The organism is Kamptonema formosum PCC 10802 (assembly GCF_000332335.1).
GTDB lineage: Bacteria > Cyanobacteriota > Cyanobacteriia > Cyanobacteriales > Oscillatoriaceae > Oscillatoria.
The window spans coordinates 5,755,217-5,775,730 of the sequence record NZ_KB235948.1; the positions used below are offsets into that span (position 1 = coordinate 5,755,217).

Consider the following 20,514-nt stretch of genomic DNA (forward strand, 5'->3'; position numbering starts at 1 on the left):
GCTGATGGCAAAACTTTACTATCGTGGCATGGCGGAGCAAAATGGTAAGCCCAAAATAGGTCGCAGTGCTAGATTACTAGGGGTTAGACCTGGTATTGACATAGATATTGAGCTAATGCCCACAGGTTATCTGAATGAGCAAGGCTATTTGTTAGCCGAGTCAGAACGTGAGTTTGGAGGAGAGCTTGTTGCTGTTGCCGTCAGAAATACAAAGGGAATGTCCGTTTCCCTTTCAATTGAAGGTCTGCCAGCATTTCGCAGACCTGCAAAATTTGGTGGGACTGGAAAAGACCCCCTATGGCAAATTGATGACAGAAACATTATTGGAGATTTGCAGGCTGTCCAAGATAGCCCGACGCACGTTAGCATCTTGCCAATAGCTACAATGTCTCTGGAAAGGTACGAGGCAGCATTGGCCAACACCCAAAATGATTGGGAAAGAGTTGATTAACCTAATATATCATAGGAGTCTATAACAATGGCGTGGATATTCAGTTTATCGGCAGAGTGTGGCTCTGATGAAAGCAATGTCAATAAATTTGCTCAACACTTTGAGGGAAGAGAATGGCTGCTCTCAAATGGTCGCCAATGCCGGTGTCGCACAGACACTTTTCAAGATATCGAGCAAAACTGGTGGTGTCGGGTTTCACCCAATAATATTAGTGAAGTCGGAATAGATAGCCCTGAAAGTGCTTATGTAATGACAGAGTTAGGGATTTTACTCTATCAGACTCTCCGGCTTGCTCCTTCGTTTCGCTATGCTTTGGTTGGCGTTGAAGTTGATGAATTTAGAACCTATAGTGAACTTGTGGAGGAGCTGTCTAACTTATCGATTCCGGGATTAGTTTTAGCAAAAGAACTTACTCACGGGGTCGAAACATTACCAGTTTTTCGACCCTTTAGTTCTAATTATGTTTGGCAACCCTACGAGGGGGAAGTCTACAATCCATTAATGGCCTCCCCAGACTTAAAAAATAAGCTGGATGAGCTTCTGGCTGTGAATTGAATGTAATTCATCTCCCCAAACCAGCGCAGGCTAAACCCTTCAACTCGCTCTGGATCAAAAAAAAGGTTGCCAAACACATCAAATCCCCCTAAAGGCATTTTTATCCCCCCCCCCAAGATTCACCCGACAACTCACCCCCACCGGCGCATCCCGCACCCCTCCCCCTTTTTGTCACTCATCAGATAGCAGCATTTCCATTTCCGCTAACAAAGCTTCTACTTTCTCCCGCTTATCAGGGTCATCCCACACCTTCAGCTTCTTAATTTTATTAGTCATAGCCTCCATGCGGGTAAGCAGTGTATCCCTTTCTGTGCTTTGGTGTTGCTGTTGCTTCCTAATGCGTTCTCGGATTTCTCGCAGAGAAAGAGACTCAGCGCTCGCCTCCTTGAGAATTTCCGCTCTGAGGTCAGTGTCTTTAATCTTACCAATCTCTCTGCCCTTCGTGTAATTAATCTGACCCTGACGGATAGCATTCAGAACCTCCGCTGGCAGGTTAAGAATGGGTAAACGGTTGGTTCTGAATGACTCCGGCGAAAGCCTGCCCAGACTTTGAAAAACAGATAAGATGGCTTGCCGGTCTTCTTGGCGGATAACGTTATCCGCCAACCCTCTGTCAGCTTTAGACATCTGGTTCAGCAGTGAAATCACCTCCGACGGGCCAGTTTGCAGGCTCAGCTCCAGCAGTTTCAAAATCCCCTCGGTTTCCTCAACTGGGTTCAAATCCTCCCGTTGCAAGTTCTCCATGAGGGCGCACTGCAGTGCTTCGGCATCGTTCATTTCACGCACCACCGCCGGCACTTGAGTGAGTCCCGCCGCTCTCGCCGCCTGATATCGGCGCTCCCCCGCCACTAACTCGTATTGGTCTTTCCCGACCGGTCGCACAAGAATCGGTTGAACGACACCGTGCTGTTTAACGCTCTCAGTAAGTTCTGCCATACTCTCTGGAGAGAAATAGCTTCGGGGCTGCAGCTTCGAGGGAGAGATTTGGTCAAGCGGAAGTTGGTTAGAAGCAACCGAGCTTTTAGAGGTTTGAGTCCTTTTGGTGTTCATTGGCTGTTTGGGGATCTGCACCACAGGGATGTTCATGCAACCAGCGGGCCCACATTCAGCCCGTTGATGCCAAAACCACTTGAATTTTAACCCGATTTGATTTTCTTGCCGGCCCTATAGCGGTTCTCAGTTGAATGAAGTGCGCCCCAGAACAGAAACCCGGTTTCTTTAAGAAACCGGGTTTCTTGACAACCTCACTAATATGAGAAACGCTATAGAGATATAGCAATGGACAGTCAGTTTAGGACAAGGCCAGAACGTTCGCTGACTATATATACAGTTGGCAATCTGCAACTCTATCGGCTTAAACCCCCCGCCAAAGTCGCGCTGCCATCAGGGTCAGGACTTACGCAAAGCCTCTATATGTAGGGTGGGGAACGCGAAGCGCGTAACCCACCACACAATTAAGGTCGCTGCGTAAGTCCTGAGGGTGTTTGCCGGCTCTCCCGGGGTGCCGGCACTCGTTCCAAAAACAGGTTGTGCTTTGCGGCAAGTCGCCGGTCGTTTCAGACGCTAGGGAACAGGAGACACCGGCACCCACCTACCAGGCGACGCTGGCTGTTGCCCGCAGTAACAGGGGGTGAGCCCACCACAGCAGCAAAATAAAGCCGGTGACGCCCAAATAAGCCGGACGGACAAACTCTCGCCACTCAAAAGTTTGACGCCCTTGAAAGATAGCCAGAAAAGGGATAACTGAAGTGCGAGTTCTCACAGCCTCAAACGCTTCACCGTAACGAGCTTTCAGGCGGCGGTCCCCATGCCAGACCGCAAACAAATGGTGCAGCACTAGACCGATGGAGGTCAGCAGGGTGAAAGACGTGCCAATCCAGAGGGTGTGGGCCACACACCAAATCACCTGGCCCACCATCTGCGGGTGCCTGGTGACGCGGATGATGCCGGTTTCGTAAAGGTGGACTTGGGGCTTTTCAATCGCCGCAATTTCCAGCAGGTTGAAAGTGGCTGGATAGAGAAACAGGAAAGAAATCGCCGACAGCACCCACACCAGCGGTTGCGCCACCGGCACGCCTTGAACCTGCCACAGCTGCTTTCCGTCATAGCGGTGGTTAAAGAAGTACACGATCAGCACCACCGCCAGGGGGAGGCTAACCAGAGCAAACAGAATCCGGTAAAGCCGCGCACCGATCAATTTCTCACCCCAGGGGCGCAGAGCCGCCAAGCCGCTGTGGGCGACAGCAAAACCCAGCAGCAGCCCGAACATAGTGAAATGGCTGGGAGTCAGCCAGTCATAGGACATCGCAGACACTCCAAAGGACACAATAAAAGTCAGCACCGGTTAATGAACAAGGGAACAGTCGGGGAATTCCTGGAAAGCTGTTAGGCTTTTAATATGCTTTTCCCTCCAAAGGGAGCAAAGACGGCAGAGGCCGGTTAACAGCTCAAGCAGGAAGCTAGGGGAGAGAGATTTATACTGCAAATTAAATGCGCAGCTGTTGGCCGGCATAAAATACCGAATAACCCATAGCTTTTATATATTTTTAAAATCAGGTAAATCTTAATACAACAGAGGGGGCTACCGGTGAGAAGGGACACCGATCCCCTGTTGTGCTAGTGTCGTAGTCGTTGAGGCCCCAATACCCAATGGGCAACCCATGAGTCCAGTCCCAACCCGTAGAATCAGTTAGTTGTCTCAAGGCTCCTTTCTCCGTTCAGGTTAAGCCATATGTCCGACCTTCCTTTTACGTTAGATCAGTTACGCATCCTCAAAGCCATCGCCGCTGAGGGCAGTTTCAAACGGGCCGCAGACAGCCTCTACGTCTCGCAGCCCGCCGTCAGCCTGCAAGTGCAAAACCTGGAGCGGCAGTTGGATGTGCCATTGTTCGACCGGGGGGGCCGGCGGGCGCAACTGACAGAAGCGGGACACCTACTGCTCAGCTACGGAGAAAAAATCCTCACCCTGTGCCAGGAAACCTGTCGGGCCATCGAGGACCTGCAAAACCTTCAAGGCGGCACCCTGATTGTGGGGGCGTCTCAGACAACAGGCACCTATCTCCTCCCCCGCATGATTGGGATGTTCCGGCAGCGGTATCCCGATGTAGCGGTGCAATTGCACGTTCACTCAACCCGCCGCACGGCTTGGAGCGTGGCCAATGGCCAGATAGATTTGGCCATAGTCGGGGGTGAGGTTCCCCCAGAATTGCAAGAATCTTTAAAAATAGTCGCTTATGCCGAAGACGAGCTGGCCCTGATCCTGCCGGTGTTTCACCCGCTCGCTCAAATCGATATGATTGAAAAAGACGACCTTTACCAGCTGGAGTTTATCACCCTCGACTCCCAATCGACCATCCGCAAGGTGATTGACCAGGTACTCACTCGCTGCGGCATTGACACGCGCCGTCTCAAAATAGAGATGGAACTGAACTCGATAGAAGCGATTAAAAATGCCGTCCAAGCCGGTCTGGGAGCTGCCTTTGTCTCGGTTTCGGCCATCGAGAAGGAGTTGCAGATGGGCATCCTGCACCGCAGCCAAATTGACGAAGTTGTGGTGAAGCGCATGCTGTGGGTGATTTACAACCCCAATCGCTACCGGTCGAAGGCGGCAGAGGCGTTCAGTCGGGAAATTTTGCCCCAGTTTGCCACCCTGGGACTGGAAAAGTCTCTGCTAGCGCCTCTTTATAAGGAATCAGATTCTTTCGAGACAGCCACCCCTAGCTCGACTGGCAGCTAATCGAAGTTAGGCTATAGCCTAGAAGCGATAGGCTTCCGGAAACCTGTCGCGCTTAAAGACCCTCGCCCATAGCAGATTATAGCGGTTTTATTTGGGTGAAGTGCGCACCCCACACCAAACCCGCCAGTATATGCGTGGAAAGCGGGGGCTGCTGACAACCAATCCCTATCAGGGACTGAAAATGGAAATTCTTTGCACCCGACCGGGCTGCCCCCGCCCCCTTAACTTTTTTGCCGATCTCGATGACAGCGCCACTCTCAAAACGGTGCAGCAAAAGTATTGTATGGCCTGCGGCATGCCGCTGATTTTGAGCGGGCGATACCTGCCGGTGAAGCTGCTGGGGCAGGGAGGATTTGGGGCGGCGTTTCTAGCCCGAGATCGCTACACTCCCGCCATGCGCCGGTGCGCGGTCAAACTCTTGCAGCCCGGCGGCGACTTGAGCCCGCAACAGCTGCAAATTGCCCAAAACTTATTTGAGCGGGAGGCGGTGGTTTTAGAGGAACTTGGCAACGAACACCCCCAAATTCCAGATTTGCTGGCTTTCTTTCCTTTACAAGTGCCCAGCCTGCAACCGGGCAAGCAGGATCAGTTTTTCTATCTGGTGCAGGAATTCATCGACGGGCAGAACTTGGAGCAGGAACTGGCGCAAAAGAGCCAGTTCTCTGAGGCGGATGTGTTCGAGGTGCTCAAGGAAATGCTCAAGGTGCTGCAATTTGTCCACGAACACGGTTCCATCCACCGGGACATCAAGCCGGCCAATATCATGCGCGACCGCAATGGCCGGCTGTATTTGCTAGATTTCGGAGCAGTCAAGCAGGTGACCGTGGGGGCAGGGGGAGGGGCTCGCGGCAGGAGCACCGGCATTTATTCGATGGGCTTTGCGCCGCCAGAGCAGATGTCCGGCAGTACCGTTTTCCCCTCCACGGATTTGTACGCTTTGGCTGTGACTTGTGTTAGCCTGCTGACCGGCAAGCCGCCACTGGACTTGTTTGATTCCTACAGCAATCAGTGGAACTGGAAAGCTTACGCTCCGGTGAGCGCTCGCTTGGCAAAGGTTTTAGACCGCATGCTGCTCCCGACTCCGTCCCAGCGCTTCCAGTCAGCTGAGGAGGTGCTCGCTGCCCTCACTCCCAGACCAGCACAACCGGCACATTCTGTCAATCCTCCCCAGCCGCCGTCTTCCCTACCGACACTTGTAACTGCTCCCCCTTCAGCACCCCCGGCACCCCCGGCACCCCCGGCACCCCCGGCACCACCGGCACCACCCCCGCCGCCGGTGAGCCGGTATTCCAGACCACCGTCAGCACTGGAGTTATTGGGTGGGGCAGCGTTTACAGGGTTTGAGGGCGCTTTGCTAGGGGTGGCCTCCGTCAGTTTGCTGGGAGCTTCTGGAATTAGCTACCTCATCTGGCTGAGCATCATGGGGGGGCTCGTCTTTGCCCAGTACCGCCGCCTTATTGAGGGCAAGGATCTGCTGGTGATTGCCGGTATTACCCTGGCAATAGTCTTGTTTTCTCCGTTGCGCGGTGGATTGACCATCAGTGCCGCCCTCGTCACCGCTGTTTTGGCAGGGCTGTCGGCAATCGCCGTTACGGCCCTCTTTCGCCTGGTTTACAAACTGCTTTCTAATATTTTTTAAATAATTTTGCCGGGGTGTTATGGTAAACTCTAGGGATGGAATGGGAAAACTAAACGCAATCTGGCCTTAATTCCTTTCCGGGGGTGCGCCGGGAGCGACCGACCGCCGAGTCTGCGCCGAGTCTGCGCATCCCACCTTTGCGCTTGCGAACATGCCACTCACCCGCAGGGGGGATTTCTAATCGCTCCTCTGCCCACAGGCTGAACGCAGGGCTGCGCTACCCTGCGCGGGCCAACCGAGAACGCCACCGTGGCGTTCTAGAATTAGTCGGAATTCAACAGTGTTCCGCTCCCGATAATTCAGGGTTAATATGCAAATTTACTGCACGCGACCTATCTGTACGCAACCAGTTAACTCTTTTGCAGATTTAGACGACAGCGCCACTCTCAAGACGGTACAGCAAAAATATTGCATAACCTGCGGGATGCCGCTGATTTTAGACGGTCGCTATCTGCCGTTAAAGCTACTGGGACGGGGAGGGTTTGGAGCGGCATTTCTGGCACGGGACCGCCGAACTCCAACCAGGCGACTGTGCGCTGTCAAACAGTTGCAGCCTCCCGCTAATCTCAACCTTACCCAGATCGAATGGGTGAAAAAGTCATTTGAGCGGGAAGCCGAGGTTCTGGAAAGACTCGGCAGCCATCCCCAAATACCAGAACTGTACGCCTTCTTTGAACAGCCTGCTCCCGGTGAGCAGTCGAATCAGCCACAGGCATTTTTTTACCTAGTGCAGGAATATATTGACGGACTTAATTTATTCGAGGAGATGGAGGGGAAAGGAAAATTTTCCGAAGCTTCAGTTGAGGAAGTCCTGCAAGAAATCCTCAAAATCCTACAGTTCGTGCATGAGAGCGGTTCTATCCACCGGGACATCAAGCCCTCTAATATCATGCGCCATCGCCAGAATGGCCGGCTTTACCTGTTAGATTTTGGCGCGGTCAAGCAGGTGACGGCTGGAGTATCTTTACAAAGTTCAATGGTGTTGGGGACGCCGGGGTTTGCGCCGCCAGAGCAGATGGCTGGCCGGCAAGTTTACCACTCAACAGATTTGTACTCCTTAGCAGTCACTTGCCTGTATTTGCTAACTGGCAAACAGCCAGCGGAGTTATATGATTCTTACAACGACCGCTGGAACTGGAGAGAGCACACCCAGATAAGCGAACGCCTTGGTAATATTTTAGACAGGATGCTGCTGCCGGTGCCTTCCCAACGTTTTCAGGAAGCTGTAGAAGTTCTGGAGGCGCTTAACTGGGTTCCCAAGACAGCGGTGAGTCCCCCTCCCCCCCCACGCCGGCACGCACCCCCACCCGCGCCCCCAACTGCGCCCCCAACTGCGCCCCCAACTGCGCCCCCAACTGCGCCCCCAACTGCGCCGACAGCAGCACCCCCACAACTATTACCCCTGTCTTCACCCGTGCTGGAATTATTGGTGGGAGCAGCTTTCACAGGGTTTGAAGGAGGGTTGCTTTTAATTGCCTTAGGCAGCCTGCTACCGCCAGGGATTAGTATCGGTTTGTGGGGAATGATTTTAGGGGGTCTGGTTTACGCCCAGTATCGCGGAATAATTCACAAGACGAATTTGTTGACAATTGCCGGCATTACGCTGGCCTTTGTCCTTTTAGTGCCGGCTTTGCGGACATGGAATCCCATCCAAGCTGGTTCGCCATCGCCCCTGGTCGCAGTATTGCTGGCTATTCTGGCAGGGCTGTTAGCGATGGTTTTAATGGCCCTCTATCGGATTTTTTACAAAATTATTATCCGGTTTCTATAAGATAGAAACTCCATTTTGCTTTCACAGGAGGTAAAATATGTCCACAGGAGGTAAAATATGTCCCAAAGGAAAGAACTTATAGCCAATTTAATGGCATTGATAGTGTCAGTAGTTCTTATAGGCGGTGTCATCGGATTGTTGAAAATATTCTCCAAACCAGGGGAAGCCCCTTCACCGGCAACCGGAATTGATAAAACTGGCGCTGGAACAGCGGTACTGACAACTGGTGTGCGGGAGAGGATTAGCCAGGGGGAGAGAATGCTGTTCAAAAAAGAGGAAAGCGGCACTGAAAAGCAGGAATTCCAAGCGGCAAAACAGAAAGGAGTGCGGGCGATGGCTGCAGGAAACTATCAACAAGCTGCTAAGGAATTTGAAGAAGCAATTCAGAAATACCGCAACGCACCTGAAACCCTAATTTATCTGAATAACGCCCGCATTGGAGATAAGAAAGCGCACACGATTGCGGTGGTGGCACCAATTGACAGTGACCCAAACGGAGCTTTAGAGATTTTGCGCGGGGTGGCTCAAGTTCAAAATGAAATCAATCAGACAGGCGGGATTAATGGAGTGCCGCTCAAGGTAGCAGTCGCCAACGATAGCGACGATCCAGCTATTGCCAAACAGGTGGCTTCAGAACTGGTAAAAACTTCTGACGTGCTGGGTGTAGTGGGCCATTTTTCGAGCGGGGCCACGTTAGCCGCCGGAGAAGAATATAATGCCGGCAAGCTCGTAACCATTGCCCCTGTCAGTACCGCTGTTAAACTTTCTGACTTCAGTCCCTACGTTTTTCGCACGGTTCCCAATGATGCCATCGCAGCCAAGGAATTGGCTAAATATATGCTGGGCAGCCTGAAAAAGCAAAAAGCAGCGGTTTTCTACAATTCCCAAAGTACCTACAGCAAGTCTCTCAAATCGAAGTTTGTTGAGGAAGTATTCGCCAACGGAGGACAAGTTGACAAAGACTTAGAGTTTGACTTGTCTGATGCAAGTTTTAGCGCTCGTCAGAGTGTGGAAAAGGCAATTGATAAAGAAGTGCAGGTGCTAATGCTAGCAGCTAATACAGGTGTGCTAGACAAAGCGCTGCTGGTGATTCAGGCCAACAAAAAACGGTTAAGTCTTTTGGGGGGAGATGACGTTTACGCACCAAAAATTCTGGCAGATGGTGGCGAAGCCGCAGTCGGTATGGTCGTAGCAGTTGCTTGGCACATTGACGGCAATCCAGGGTCAGACTTTCCCCGCCGTTCGGGACAGCTTTGGGGCAGTCCTGTGAATTGGCGCACAGCCATGTCCTACGATGCGGCGCAGGCCCTGATAGAAGCGCTAAAGCGCAATCCCACCCGCGCCGGTGTCCAGCAGGCGCTCTCTGCCTCAGACTTTTCCGCGACAGGTGCCGCTGGCCCTGTTCAGTTTTTGTCTTCTGGGGATCGCAATGGGTCAATCCAGCTGGTGGAAATCCGTCCCGGCAACCGTTCCGGAACCGGCTACGATTTCGTGCCGGTGCCTCGATAGAAATAGGGCCATAAACGTCCGCCTCACTTATTATAGCAGCAGCCATATTGGTTAGGACATTAATGGCATAGGGCATGGGGCATAGGGCATGGGGCATAGCGCATAGGGAAGGATGTCCAATACCCAATGCCCCATCCCCACTGCCCGAATGCCCATGTTTTAAACTAACTGTCCATTGCTATATATGAGAAACCCGGTAACTCCTGCGAAACCGGGTTTCTGGGCCATAGTTCATCCAGCTGAGAGCCGCTATATACCCCGCAGGACAGGCGTCTCGCCTGTCCGTTACTTCTTGTTGAGAACAGCAGGCCAGTTATTATCAGCTTTAGCGATGTTGCCGGGAATATCTTTCTCCCACCTTTTCTGTACGTTTTTGTCAAAATTAAGATAGAGTTTACCCGCCACAATTTTCCACGCATTAGGGTCAATGGGAGCGGTGTAACCTTGGCTCACCGCCCAAGCACAGAAGCCCCCATATTGAGGCGCGTATTTTTCCGGATTGCTAGCAAACAAATCCCGATTTTCAGCGCTGGAAAAGTGCCAAATAGCATTCCCCCACTTATAGCTGAATTCACTTTTCCCCCGCACCGGCTCACCCTTCTGGAAATATGCCACTGGATCGGTGCCTTTGATAGCCACCCCGCCTTCGGTGTAAAATACGCCTGGAGTTGCCGGCTCAGCAGCGACCGTTGCTGAACTCGCTGGAGTTGCAGGCGCAGGGGCGACGCCAGGTGCTTGCTCTGGAGAATTTGCTTTATCCACACCGGCACTGGCACAGCTACTAGCGAGTCCCAGAGTCAGCATAGAAACAGCGGCAAAAGTAGTGAAGCAGTTAACTTTCATATAATTAGGCATTCAAAAATAAACGGAACATCAAGATGGCCTGGTGACGAATGCGGATTACTCCTTGGGCCACCGGCCAATCCACTCGCCGCCCCGGAATCGCCAGCGAGGGAACAGCAGGCGCATCACCACCCAAGAAGAAAGGTAAACAGCCACCCAAACCAGACTGTAGTGTTTGGCAAAAGTTACCAAGTCGAATTCTGCCGGTGGAATATTCGGCAAGCCAAAGGATTTGATCGCCCAACCCAGGAATACCCCTTCAGCAATAGCAGCCAAGAATTGAAACACCCCGGGCCAGTCGCGATCCCACATGAACTGATGCAAAAAGTTATAGAGGACATCCCAAGCGATGCCAAAAAGGCCGACATAGAACAGCACCCAAAAATAAACAGGGGTGGATTTCACCCCCAAAAAACCGAAGGTAAACGGCAAGGTGACTAGAATACCAACCGTTGCCAAAAGGAAGATGCGAGTTTGCCAGTGTCCGAATAAAGTAGGTGTCATGGTGCTTGATTAGTTGCCCATTTAATCCATTGCCAGAGAGAGCCAAGACCTTCCAGATAGTGTATCCCGGGAGCTTTCGCTCGCACAAGAGCCTCCGCAGAGCGGTGAGCTGCGTACTGCAGCCCTAAAAAAGTATCCACCGGCGCATAGGGCCCGCCCAGAGTGATAATCCCAGCCGCATACATGCGGGCGCGGTCATTCCGCATTTTCTGGATTTCAAAGTCATTTTCCACATGCAGGCGCTTTTGAGGATTCAGATCCAGATTGTAGTGGGTAATCAAATCATTCAGCAAAGGATGCTCTCTGGGATCGGACACCAATCCCGTACAGTCGATGATGAATTCCGCATCAATCTTGTTTTCAGCTTGCTTGGTTTTGACGTAGGTAACAGGCTTGCCCTGGGCATTGCGATCCACTCGCTCCACTGTCCCAAAAGTAATAGTGTACCATCCCTCCTTAAGTCCTTCATTAACAATCCGCCGCCACTCCCTTCGGCTGGCGGTAGTTGTACCGCCCCAGGCTTCAAGCAACTCGCGCCGGCGCAGGGGATCGGCGGCTTCCAGCATTTTCCGCATATCCCCACCCCAAGTCCCCTTAGGCCAGTTAAAGGGTTGAAATTCCCATTGATTTTCCACAGAACGCTTGGCCCAACCAAATTTCTGGCCATCTCTAGAGGCGCGATTCAGATGGTTAATTGCAATCCTGGGATTTTTTTTCCGCGCTTGATATAGCCTGTCCAGAATCTGGGAGGCAACAATCCCCGAACCTCGGATAACGACAGTCCCGCCGTTTTGCTCCAGATAGTCATACACATGATCGTGTTTTTCATATCCATGAACCACAGATTTTAAATCGCCATATTTGACTCTGTAAGCTTGCAAATCATCCAAGAGTTTGATAGCCGGATAGCCGGTACACAGGTGGACATACTTGGCGAGTAAATACCCGCGATCCGGAGGCCCATCCTGTCTCGTAGCCGAATAAGCAATGATATACTGGCCATTATCGGTTTTGCGGATGTTGCGGATGCTGCCATAAATCAACATATCATCCCAACCAATGCGCTTGGCTTCTCTGTCCATAGAGGCAAAGACATCTCCAGCGCGGGGAGTGTAGGTATCCGCAAACACAGGTTCAGAAAAAACCTGCCACAGGTACTCTAATGCTGAACCGACTTGACCGGCAAAAAACGCTCTCCATGCGTCCCGCAGAGCGTATCCGGGCCACCCCCAGATATTATCTGGACAGGAATCAGAACCGGAACGGATTCTTTTATATCGATAAATTTGGCAATTGCTAAGCAGCGTCTCGTAGCGACCGTAGGGCTTTTGCTGCAGGCTCAAAACCGCGATTTGCTCTTTTTTAACCCCGCTAATTCTCAGGTTATCTACCCAGACAAAACTGCCCATACCGCCGCCGATCGCCAGGTAATCTGTCCTTTTCATTAAGGTTGTTGGCAGTTGAGAAACAGCCACGCTATCCGCTGCCAAAAATTCTGGCGGGGGGAATGAACTTTGAGGAGTAGCACTCTGTGGCGGTCTAGTGGCTTGAGATTGGAGGATGTCGGAGTCGGGGTTGAAGATAATAGTTGAGATCCGACTCTCCCCCTTTTCTACCTCAGCCGCTGGAATGCTTTTAATCGGTGGGTTCAGGACAGTGAAGTTGCTGCTTGTAACCTGTGTTGCATTTGGATCGCCCTGCTGCAACAAGGTGACAGTAATGTTATAATTTCCTATGCTCAGCGTGTCCCCGCTGTTGAGTGGGCGGCGCTCTCGCTGAAACTGCTGCCCATTGACAGAAGTACCGTTGGCACTCAAATCTTCGACGGTTAGCTGACCGCTGACAAAAGCCAGCAAGGCGTGGGATCTAGAAATTTTGTTATTGGCGTCAAATAATACGACTTGGGAAACCGGCTGCCCGTCAAGGCTAGTGGGCATTTTGCTAAGTTCCCGCCCGAAAGCGACCGGAAGGGGAAAAATATGCTGCTGCTGTTCTGCGGTAACGGGATCGTCCCAAGTAAGTTGAACTTCCATATATCTTTGGCTGGCTACTTTTAGAATATGATTGTTGGATTTAGAACTAGATGACCGCAGTAGGGACAGTTGCCTCCCTCATATTCCAGGGATAATTCGTGCGGCGTTTTCAGATTGGTACATCTCAGAATGTAGAGGGGTTTAGACTGAGAAGGCTTTGGCCCAAACAGGGGCCCCTCAATCGCCTTAACTTTTAGAGATATCTTTCCCAGCTGAATCACGCTGCCAACTCTTATGGGAACTTCTTGGTCAATTATGTTTTGGCCATCTACAATCGCGGGATTGCGCTTTTCGGGAGGGTTGTTCCTGGTGAGGTTCCTCAGGCAGAGCGTGTTTGCGGCAGCGGAAAAGATTTCAACGTGTAAACGAGAAACGGTTGTTTCGGTTTGACTCAAGACCAAATCGCACTGCTGTTCATCTCGCCCAATGCGAATAGAACCAGGGAATTTAGTCTTGTCTTCCGAAGAAATGTTCACGGTACGGATCTGACCCCCTTCGGCCCATTGTAAAGTTAACCTGTACATAGCCAGTTCTGAGATTAACAGACGGTTGGACTCTGGCCTCAAAGATAGAGCAGAGTCTGCTTTAGATATTTTAACATCAGTTTAGCCTGGTGTGGAAATGTTAAATATGTTGAGCGATGTCCTGAGGGTGGTGCTGCTTTGTCTGCGGACGGCGCAGACAAGGGAGCGACTTGCCCCCACTGGCCGGGTTTCCCGCCCAAAGCACAGCCCGCTACCCTCTTTCCCAGTTTACCAGAGAACCTCTAAAATGAATAAAGTTTAAAAATCTTCATAAAAGGATCGTGCTCACACAACAGCTGACACCGGCAACAACCTTTGAAAAGCTCACCTGGACTTGGCGTGGGCACAAGATTCAGTACACCGTCAAGGGAACCGGTCGCCCTCTGGTGCTGATTCACGGCTTCGGGGCCTCCATTGGCCACTGGCGCAAGAACATTCCCGTGCTAGCTGCCGGTGGCTACCGAGTGTTTGCCCTGGATCTCCTGGGATTCGGTGCCTCGGACAAGCCTCCGCTGGATTACTCCCTCGAACTGTGGCAGGAACTTCTCAAGGATTTCTGGGAGTCACACATTCAGGAACCAGCTGTGTTCGCCGGCAATTCCATTGGAGCTCTGCTGAGCTTGATGGTGGTAGCCGATTATCCCGAAATGGCAGCCGGCGGCATCCTGATCAACTGTGCCGGCGGGCTCAATCACCGGCCCGAGGAGCTGAATCTGCCCCTGCGGATGGTGATGGGTCTGTTTACCCAGATGGTCAGTTTGCCGGTTGTGGGGGCGTTCGTATTTGAGCGCATCCGCCAGAAACACCGTATCCGAAACACCCTGCGGCAAGTGTACCGCAACCGTGAGGCCATCACCGACGAACTGGTGGATCTGCTCTATGAACCTTCCTGTGACCCCGGTGCCCAGCAGGTGTTTGCCTCAATTCTCACAGCGCCTGCAGGTCCATCAATAGCACAGTTGCTGCCAAAAGTCAAGCGTCCGCTGCAGGTGATTTGGGGAGCCGATGACCCGTGGACGCCGATTGCCGGTGGGCGGATTTTCCAGCAGATGGGTGAGGATCGACTCATCGAGTTCATATCGATTCCCAACACCGGCCACTGTCCCCATGACGAGCGACCGGAGGAGGTCAATCCGCTGATTCTGGACTGGCTGGCAAAACTCTGAGGATGCCGGTTGATTGCACTCGTTCCCAGCAAAGCCTGGGAACGAGTCCCTCTGGCAGCAGTCTAGGAAGGAGTCCCGACGATCCCAAGCCGGCGATCGCCCACCGACTCTCAGGACAGGTGCGTGCGATGTGAAAAGAGGTAATTTTAAGCAGCTTTACGGCCTAATAACTGAATGATTTTATATTGATACATAGCCGACAGCGCTGTAGTAAAATCGGCTCTTAATGGCAATGGCAATATCCTCGGACAGGGGGACGGTTAGCCGGCTTGATGAGTTTTGGGCTACTGGCGTTGCTAGTCATGTGTTAGGAACAAACGAAGCGCCCCGCCTTCAGAGTCTTAATCAAAGATTAAAGCGGTAGTTGATGCCAAAAGTGTCCGGATGGACTAGGAGAGGCGGGTATTAAGGGGTAGCGCGTCGGAAGTGAGCCAATTCAGGTTCGCCCTCGTCAGCGTGTGGGAGAGGAGTTGACAAACCCTGGCTGAGACTGGGGTAGCTGTCTTTTCTAGTCGTTTGTTGAACAGTTATGCGTTCTAGTCAGGGAATGACTTTTAGCTGATGAGAGACGATTTCGTTAAGCTTGACACGCTCAGTCCTCCTGCCGGCGGAACTGACCTATCTGACTTGATGCGGACGCTGCGCAAACGCTGGCTCGTAGTGGTTGCAGTGGGGGCGACGGTTTTTGGCGGGGTCGCTTTCTCGACGCTGACAACGATCCCCAAATACCAATCGGAAACTTTAATTCTGCTGGACAATAAGACGGCTGTGCCGGTTGTTCCCACAATAGTCCCACAAGATGTTGCTACTGGCAAGGATCTTTCGACGGAAATTCAGATTCTGCAGAGCCATTCTTTAGTGGCTAAAGCGATTAGCGAACTTCAAGTCCCCTACAAAAATGTCTCTGTGCCAGAAGTAGCAGAAAACTTATCTATCCGTCAGGCGGGGCAGGCGGATGTTCTAATTGTGTCATACACCGATACAGACCCGAAAAGAGCCAAGGCTGTCCTGGAGGCTTTAGGTTCTATTTATGTGGATTATAGCTTAGAGAGGCAGCGCTCGCAAGCGACCAATGCGATCAAGTTTATTCAGGAACAGCTGCCGGCAGCCCAAAAGGCGCTCAACGAAGTAACCGAAACCATCCGAACCTTTCGCCAGCGCTATGGCATTGTTGACCCTGACTCCTACGCGGCGGAAGTGGTTCAGAGCAAGCAATCGCTACAGCAAGAAACTCAAGCCTTAGAGGCGGCTATCAGCAAAACCCAACGGCAGTATCAAGAGCTGCAGCGCCAAATGGTGGCAGTTGGCCAAAATCCTCAAACCGCTCTGGCAAATGCCCTGCTCAGCCAAGATTCTGTCTATCAGAAACTAGCCAGCGATATCAAAGAGATAGAAACCAAATACATGCAAGAAAGCAGCAGGTTCACGGAAGATCATCCTGTGCTGGTCAACCTGAGAAAGCAGCGAGATAGCCTGCTGAGGTTGCTGCAGTACCGCACAGGGCATGTGCTTGGCAATGCCGCCGCCAAAGCTGAGACTAGCGATGTTTCTGGATATGGAGGCACTCAGCAGAAGCTTGCCGAGCAGTTGCTGCAAGTGCAGACGGAGTTGACGTCCCAGATGAGTCAGTTAGAGAGTGTGCAGCGTTCGGCTAAAGAAACTGCAGTTCGGTTTGAGCAAATTCCTCAGCTGCAGCAGACTTACGCCGAGCTGCAGCGTGAGTTCAAGGTTAAATCGGAGGCGGTCAATAACTTTTTGGCAAAGCTGCAAGAGTTGCGGATTTCTGAGGCGCAAGAAACAGCTCCCTGGAAAATTATCGAGCAAGCCTATTTGCCAGAGACGCCAGTCTCGCCGAATGTGCGGAGGAATTTGTTACTGGGTTTGATTGCCGGTGGGTTGCTGGGTGTGGGGGCTGCGGTTTTGCTGGAACGCACAGACCAGCGCCTGAAGCGGGTGGAAGAGGCGAAGGAACTGACTGGACTGGCCTCTCTGGGCACGGTTCCCCAGGTTGAGCTGCCGATTTTGGTGACTCACTCTCGGGAGAATGGCCGGTTGCAGAGTTATAGCGATTCCCGATTTACGGAAGCTATCCGCTCGCTGGCACTGAATTTGCGCTATCTGGGTGCCAATGGCCAGGTAAAGACTCTGGCGTTCACCTCATCGACTCCCTCGGAAGGGAAGAGCACGCTGGCCTACAACATAGGACGGGTGCTAGGCGAATTAGGCCATCGGGTGCTGCTTGTCGATGCTGATATGCGCAAACCGACGATTCATCAATTTTTGAAAAGGCCGAATATGTTCGGACTCAGCAGTGCGATCGCAACCGACACACCCTGGCGTCAGCTGGTCTATTCAGCTGACGGTGGGCATCTGGATGTGATTACCTCTGGCCCAACGCCGCCGAATCCGGTGGCTTTGCTCGACTCGGCCAAAATGACCCAGTTGCTCAGTGAATGGCGTCAGGCTTATGATTATGTGCTAGTAGATACCACACCGCTATTAGGGGTCACAGATGCCCAAAGCCTTGCACCCAAGGCAGATGCAGTGATTTTAGTTGCGGCTCTCGAGCGCTCGACCCGCTCATCTCTGGCTCACACGATGGAGGTGCTGCAGAGAAGCCGGTGTAATGTGGCTGGATTGGTGGCCAACTTCGTGGAGCAAGAAGAGGACGGCTCCTACTATCCCTATTACTATTCGTACTACACTAAAACGGAGCTTAACGGCAATGGCAATGAGCCCGATGGAGACGGTGACGGACCTGCTTCCGGAGAGCGAGGGATTTTGGGCAAATTCCTCGGTCGTCGCTAATGTAAGGTTATCTGCCGTGGGTTGAGAGTGGTCAGAGGGAGACTGTCTGGAGTGTGAAAAGCATGAAAAAAGCGCTCATTTGTGGGATATCTGGTCAGGATGGGGCCTATCTGGCGCAGTTATTGCTGAACAAGGGCTACACGGTCTGCGGGACTTCACGGGACGCTCAGATGTCCTCTTTCGGGAATTTGGTGCGTTTGGGCATCCGGGACCAGGTAAAGTTAGAATCTATGTCCCTGACGGATTTTCGCAGTGTGTTGCAGGTGCTGGCGAAAATTCAGCCGGATGAGGTGTACAACTTGGCTGGGCAGAGTTCGGTGGGCCTGTCTTTTGAGCAGCCGGTGGAAACTCTGGAAAGCATCGCCACCGGCACCGTGAATTTACTGGAGGCGATTCGGTTCACCGGCGCACCCATCAAACTTTACAATGCCGGTTCGAGTGAGTGCTTTGGGGACACTCGCGAGGGATCGGCGAGCGAAACTACGCCATTCCGCCCCAGAAGTCCCTACGCCGTGGCCAAAGCGGCGGCGTTTTGGGAAGTGGCCAACTACCGGGAGGCTTACGGTCTGTTTGCCTGTTCCGGTATCCTGTACAACCATGAGTCTCCCCTGCGACCGGAAAGGTTTGTGACGCAAAAGATTGTGGCAGCTGCCTGCCGAATTGGCCAAGGCAGCCAAGAGAAGCTGCTTTTGGGGAATATTTCTGTGAAGCGGGACTGGGGTTGGGCACCGGAGTATGTTGAGGCGATGTATTTGATGTTGCAGCAGGATAAGCCGGATGATTATGTGATTGCGACTGGGGAGAGCAATAAGTTAGAAGACTTTGTGGCCACGGCTTTTTCCTGTGTGGGCCTGGACTGGCGCGAGCATGTGGTGACAGATGCCGGTTTGTACAGACCTACGGATATTGCCGTGGGCAGAGGGCACCCAGCTAAGGCCAGGGAACAGTTGGGCTGGCAGGCGAAATATAAGATGCGGGATGTGGTGCGGATGATGGTGGAAGCGAGGATGGCAAAATCTGCTTAAGCATCAGAGTAGGGGCAGGCCAGGGAACCAGCCCCCAATTTTTTATAGAAGTGAGGGCGAGAACCTGCGCTATTTATCCTGATGTCAGCTAACAGGGCTGTATTTAGACAACAGTAAGTTCTCTGAGTAGGAATGTATGCCTTGCGAACAGTCAAAGATTCCAGTTGCTATCCTCTGTGGTGGTAAAGGGACTCGACTCCGCGAAGAAACAGAATTCCGGCCTAAGCCCATGATTATGGTGGGCGACCGTCCGATGATTTGGCACATCATGAAGACCTATGCTCACTACGGGTTTACAAACTTCTTGTTGTGCCTTGGCTACAAAGGCGAGGCGATCCGCGAGTATTTTTTCAACTACGACTGGAATCACAGCGATGTCCTGCTAGAGTTGGGAAGTAAGCGAGTCACAAAGCTGCACAACGGGCATGGAGAAGAAAACTGGCAAGTCGCATTGATTAATACCGGCCAAGAAACGCTGACTGGCGGTCGTCTAAAACGCATCGCCCCCTATTTGGAGCAGATGGAAAGCGATTTATTTTTTGCGACCTATGGGGATGGCGTAGCGAATGTAAACATTTCAGATTTGCTGGCATACCACTACAGCCACGGCAAATTAGCAACAGTGACAGCTGTGCGACCGCCGTCCCGATTTGGGGAGCTGATTATCCAAGACAACCTGGTGAGCAGTTTTAAGGAAAAGCCACAAACCAGTGAGGGCTGGATTAACGGAGGTTATTTTGTTTTACATCGCAAAGTTTTAGATATCATTGAAAGTGACAGCACCATATTTGAAGCTGAACCGCTCAGGACTTTATCAGACATGGGTGAGTTAGCGGTCTACCAGCACAATGGCTTCTGGCAGTGCATGGACACTTACCGAGAATTAGAACTATTGAATGAGTTGTATAACTCTGGAAAAGCTCTTTGGCAGGTGTGGGAATGAGTTCATTTTGGCAAGATCGGTCGGTTTTAGTCACTGGATGTACCGGCCTGTTGGGCAGCTGGATGACCCAAGAGTTGGTAAAGCGCGGTGCCAAGGTAGTTGGATTGGTTCGAGATTGGGTGCCGCAGTCCCGCCTATTTACTGAAGGTTTATCTAAAAAAATTACAACTGTCTGCGGTCGTCTTGAAGATTTGGCCACCTTAGAGCGAGCCATTAATGAGCATGAGGTCGATACGGTCTTTCATTTAGCCGCTCAGACGATTGTCGGGCTGGCCAATCGGGAACCCCTAGCCACATTTGAAGCCAATATAAAAGGAACCTGGAATATTCTAGAAGCTTGCCGGCGGGTAGGTGGTGTCAGCCGGATTGTTGTGGCGTCGAGTGATAAAGCTTATGGCGATCAGGAGATTTTGCCTTATGACGAGACGACCCCTCTGCAAGGAGAGCATCCCTACGACGTTTCTAAAAGCTGTGCGGATTTAATTTGTCGCACTTACTTTGTTACCTATGGGTTGCCGGTCTGCGTGACTCGCTGCGGCAATTTTTACGGCGGTGGCGACCTTAACTTTAACCGGATTGTGCCGGGTACGATTCGCTCTATCCTGCGAGGGGAACGCCCGGTCATTCGCAGCGATGGCAGCTATATCCGGGATTATTTTTACGTCAAAGATGGGGTTTTGGCGTACCTTCATCTGGCAGAACAGATGAGTCGGAGTGAGATTTTGGGAGAGGCGTTTAATTTTAGCAATGAGCTGCAAATCTCCGCTCTAGAGATGGTGCGAAAGATTTTGTACCTGATGGACAAGACTGATTTAGAGCCGGTGATTCTCAATCAAGCGAGTAATGAAATTAAGCACCAATATCTTTCCGCCCAGAAGGCTCGCACGGTTTTGAATTGGCAATCCCAATACTCCCTCGACGCCGCTCTGATAGAGACGATTGAGTGGTATCGGAATTTTTTGATGCCTGCGCCAGTGCCGGTTTTGACTCGCACTCGTTAAAAACTG

Annotated in this window: 18 protein-coding genes; 12 read left to right on the plus strand and 6 right to left on the minus strand. The window is 51.9% G+C overall.

Annotation, left to right across the window (positions count from 1 at the left end; translation table 11 throughout):
- The first annotated feature begins 4 nt into the window (after window positions 1-4).
- Window positions 5-451, plus strand: a complete 447-nt coding sequence (locus tag OSC10802_RS47915) for a Tse2 family ADP-ribosyltransferase toxin (protein ID WP_026098790.1) — start codon at window positions 5-7, stop codon at window positions 449-451.
- 27 nt (window positions 452-478) lie between these two features.
- Window positions 479-1,006, plus strand: a complete 528-nt coding sequence (locus tag OSC10802_RS0125335; protein WP_017719576.1) for a hypothetical protein — start codon at window positions 479-481, stop codon at window positions 1,004-1,006.
- A 171-nt stretch (window positions 1,007-1,177) separates the two neighbouring features.
- On the opposite strand, the gene OSC10802_RS0125340 is transcribed toward OSC10802_RS0125335, so the two are convergent.
- Window positions 1,178-2,092 carry a ParB/RepB/Spo0J family partition protein gene (locus OSC10802_RS0125340; protein ID WP_017719577.1) on the minus strand — a complete coding sequence of 305 codons (915 nt, stop codon included), beginning with the start codon at window positions 2,090-2,092 and terminating at the stop codon, window positions 1,178-1,180.
- 505 nt (window positions 2,093-2,597) lie between these two features.
- Window positions 2,598-3,311, minus strand: a complete 714-nt coding sequence (locus OSC10802_RS0125345) for an NnrU family protein (protein WP_026098792.1) — start codon at window positions 3,309-3,311, stop codon at window positions 2,598-2,600.
- A gap of 426 nt (window positions 3,312-3,737) precedes the next feature.
- Here OSC10802_RS0125345 and OSC10802_RS0125350 point away from each other — a divergent pair, with 426 nt between their 5' ends.
- From OSC10802_RS0125350 to OSC10802_RS0125365, 4 genes are all read left to right on the plus strand, one after another.
- On the plus strand, window positions 3,738-4,742 hold the full coding sequence (locus OSC10802_RS0125350; RefSeq protein WP_017719579.1) for a LysR family transcriptional regulator: 1,005 nt from the start codon (window positions 3,738-3,740) through the stop codon (window positions 4,740-4,742).
- Between the two features lie 181 nt (window positions 4,743-4,923).
- Window positions 4,924-6,381, plus strand: coding sequence for a serine/threonine-protein kinase (locus OSC10802_RS0125355; protein WP_026098793.1), 1,458 nt, complete (start codon window positions 4,924-4,926; stop codon window positions 6,379-6,381).
- Between the two features lie 310 nt (window positions 6,382-6,691).
- Window positions 6,692-8,152 carry a serine/threonine-protein kinase gene (locus OSC10802_RS0125360; RefSeq protein WP_026098794.1) on the plus strand — a complete coding sequence of 487 codons (1,461 nt, stop codon included), beginning with the start codon at window positions 6,692-6,694 and terminating at the stop codon, window positions 8,150-8,152.
- A gap of 57 nt (window positions 8,153-8,209) precedes the next feature.
- Window positions 8,210-9,661 (plus strand): ABC transporter substrate-binding protein, encoded by a 1,452-nt coding sequence (locus OSC10802_RS0125365; protein WP_017719582.1) that lies wholly within the window; start codon window positions 8,210-8,212, stop codon window positions 9,659-9,661.
- Window positions 9,662-9,946: 285 nt separating this feature from the next.
- On the opposite strand, the gene OSC10802_RS0125370 is transcribed toward OSC10802_RS0125365, so the two are convergent.
- The 4 genes from OSC10802_RS0125370 to OSC10802_RS0125385 are packed head-to-tail and all read right to left on the minus strand — an operon-like array spanning window position 9,947 to window position 13,565.
- Window positions 9,947-10,504, minus strand: a complete 558-nt coding sequence (locus OSC10802_RS0125370; protein ID WP_017719583.1) for a YHS domain-containing (seleno)protein — start codon at window positions 10,502-10,504, stop codon at window positions 9,947-9,949.
- Between the two features lie 57 nt (window positions 10,505-10,561).
- On the minus strand, window positions 10,562-11,008 hold the full coding sequence (locus tag OSC10802_RS0125375) for a hypothetical protein (protein ID WP_017719584.1): 447 nt from the start codon (window positions 11,006-11,008) through the stop codon (window positions 10,562-10,564).
- Window positions 11,005-13,041 (minus strand): FHA domain-containing protein, encoded by a 2,037-nt coding sequence (locus OSC10802_RS0125380; RefSeq protein WP_017719585.1) that lies wholly within the window; start codon window positions 13,039-13,041, stop codon window positions 11,005-11,007. The genes OSC10802_RS0125375 and OSC10802_RS0125380 overlap by 4 nt, the downstream gene beginning before the upstream one ends.
- 20 nt (window positions 13,042-13,061) lie before the next feature.
- Window positions 13,062-13,565, minus strand: a complete 504-nt coding sequence (locus tag OSC10802_RS0125385; RefSeq protein ID WP_017719586.1) for an FHA domain-containing protein — start codon at window positions 13,563-13,565, stop codon at window positions 13,062-13,064.
- A gap of 281 nt (window positions 13,566-13,846) precedes the next feature.
- On the opposite strand from OSC10802_RS0125385, the gene OSC10802_RS0125390 reads away from it, so the two are divergent.
- The 6 genes from OSC10802_RS0125390 (at window position 13,847) to OSC10802_RS0125410 (ending at window position 20,508) form a co-directional block, all read left to right on the plus strand.
- Window positions 13,847-14,731 carry an alpha/beta fold hydrolase gene (locus tag OSC10802_RS0125390; RefSeq protein WP_017719587.1) on the plus strand — a complete coding sequence of 295 codons (885 nt, stop codon included), beginning with the start codon at window positions 13,847-13,849 and terminating at the stop codon, window positions 14,729-14,731.
- 2 nt (window positions 14,732-14,733) lie between these two features.
- Complete coding sequence (locus OSC10802_RS55850; RefSeq protein WP_255349173.1) at window positions 14,734-14,865, plus strand: hypothetical protein; 132 nt, start codon at window positions 14,734-14,736, stop codon at window positions 14,863-14,865.
- A 427-nt stretch (window positions 14,866-15,292) separates the two neighbouring features.
- A complete protein-coding gene (locus tag OSC10802_RS0125395) occupies window positions 15,293-17,539 on the plus strand; it encodes a GumC family protein (protein ID WP_017719588.1) in 2,247 nt (748 codons plus the stop codon).
- Window positions 17,540-17,601: 62 nt separating this feature from the next.
- On the plus strand, window positions 17,602-18,564 hold the full coding sequence (locus OSC10802_RS0125400; protein WP_017719589.1) for a GDP-mannose 4,6-dehydratase: 963 nt from the start codon (window positions 17,602-17,604) through the stop codon (window positions 18,562-18,564).
- Window positions 18,565-18,721: 157 nt separating this feature from the next.
- On the plus strand, window positions 18,722-19,507 hold the full coding sequence (gene rfbF / locus OSC10802_RS0125405) for a glucose-1-phosphate cytidylyltransferase (protein ID WP_198525300.1): 786 nt from the start codon (window positions 18,722-18,724) through the stop codon (window positions 19,505-19,507).
- Window positions 19,504-20,508, plus strand: coding sequence for a GDP-mannose 4,6-dehydratase (locus OSC10802_RS0125410; RefSeq protein WP_017719591.1), 1,005 nt, complete (start codon window positions 19,504-19,506; stop codon window positions 20,506-20,508). The genes rfbF and OSC10802_RS0125410 overlap by 4 nt, the downstream gene beginning before the upstream one ends.
- Window positions 20,509-20,514: the final 6 nt, after the last annotated feature.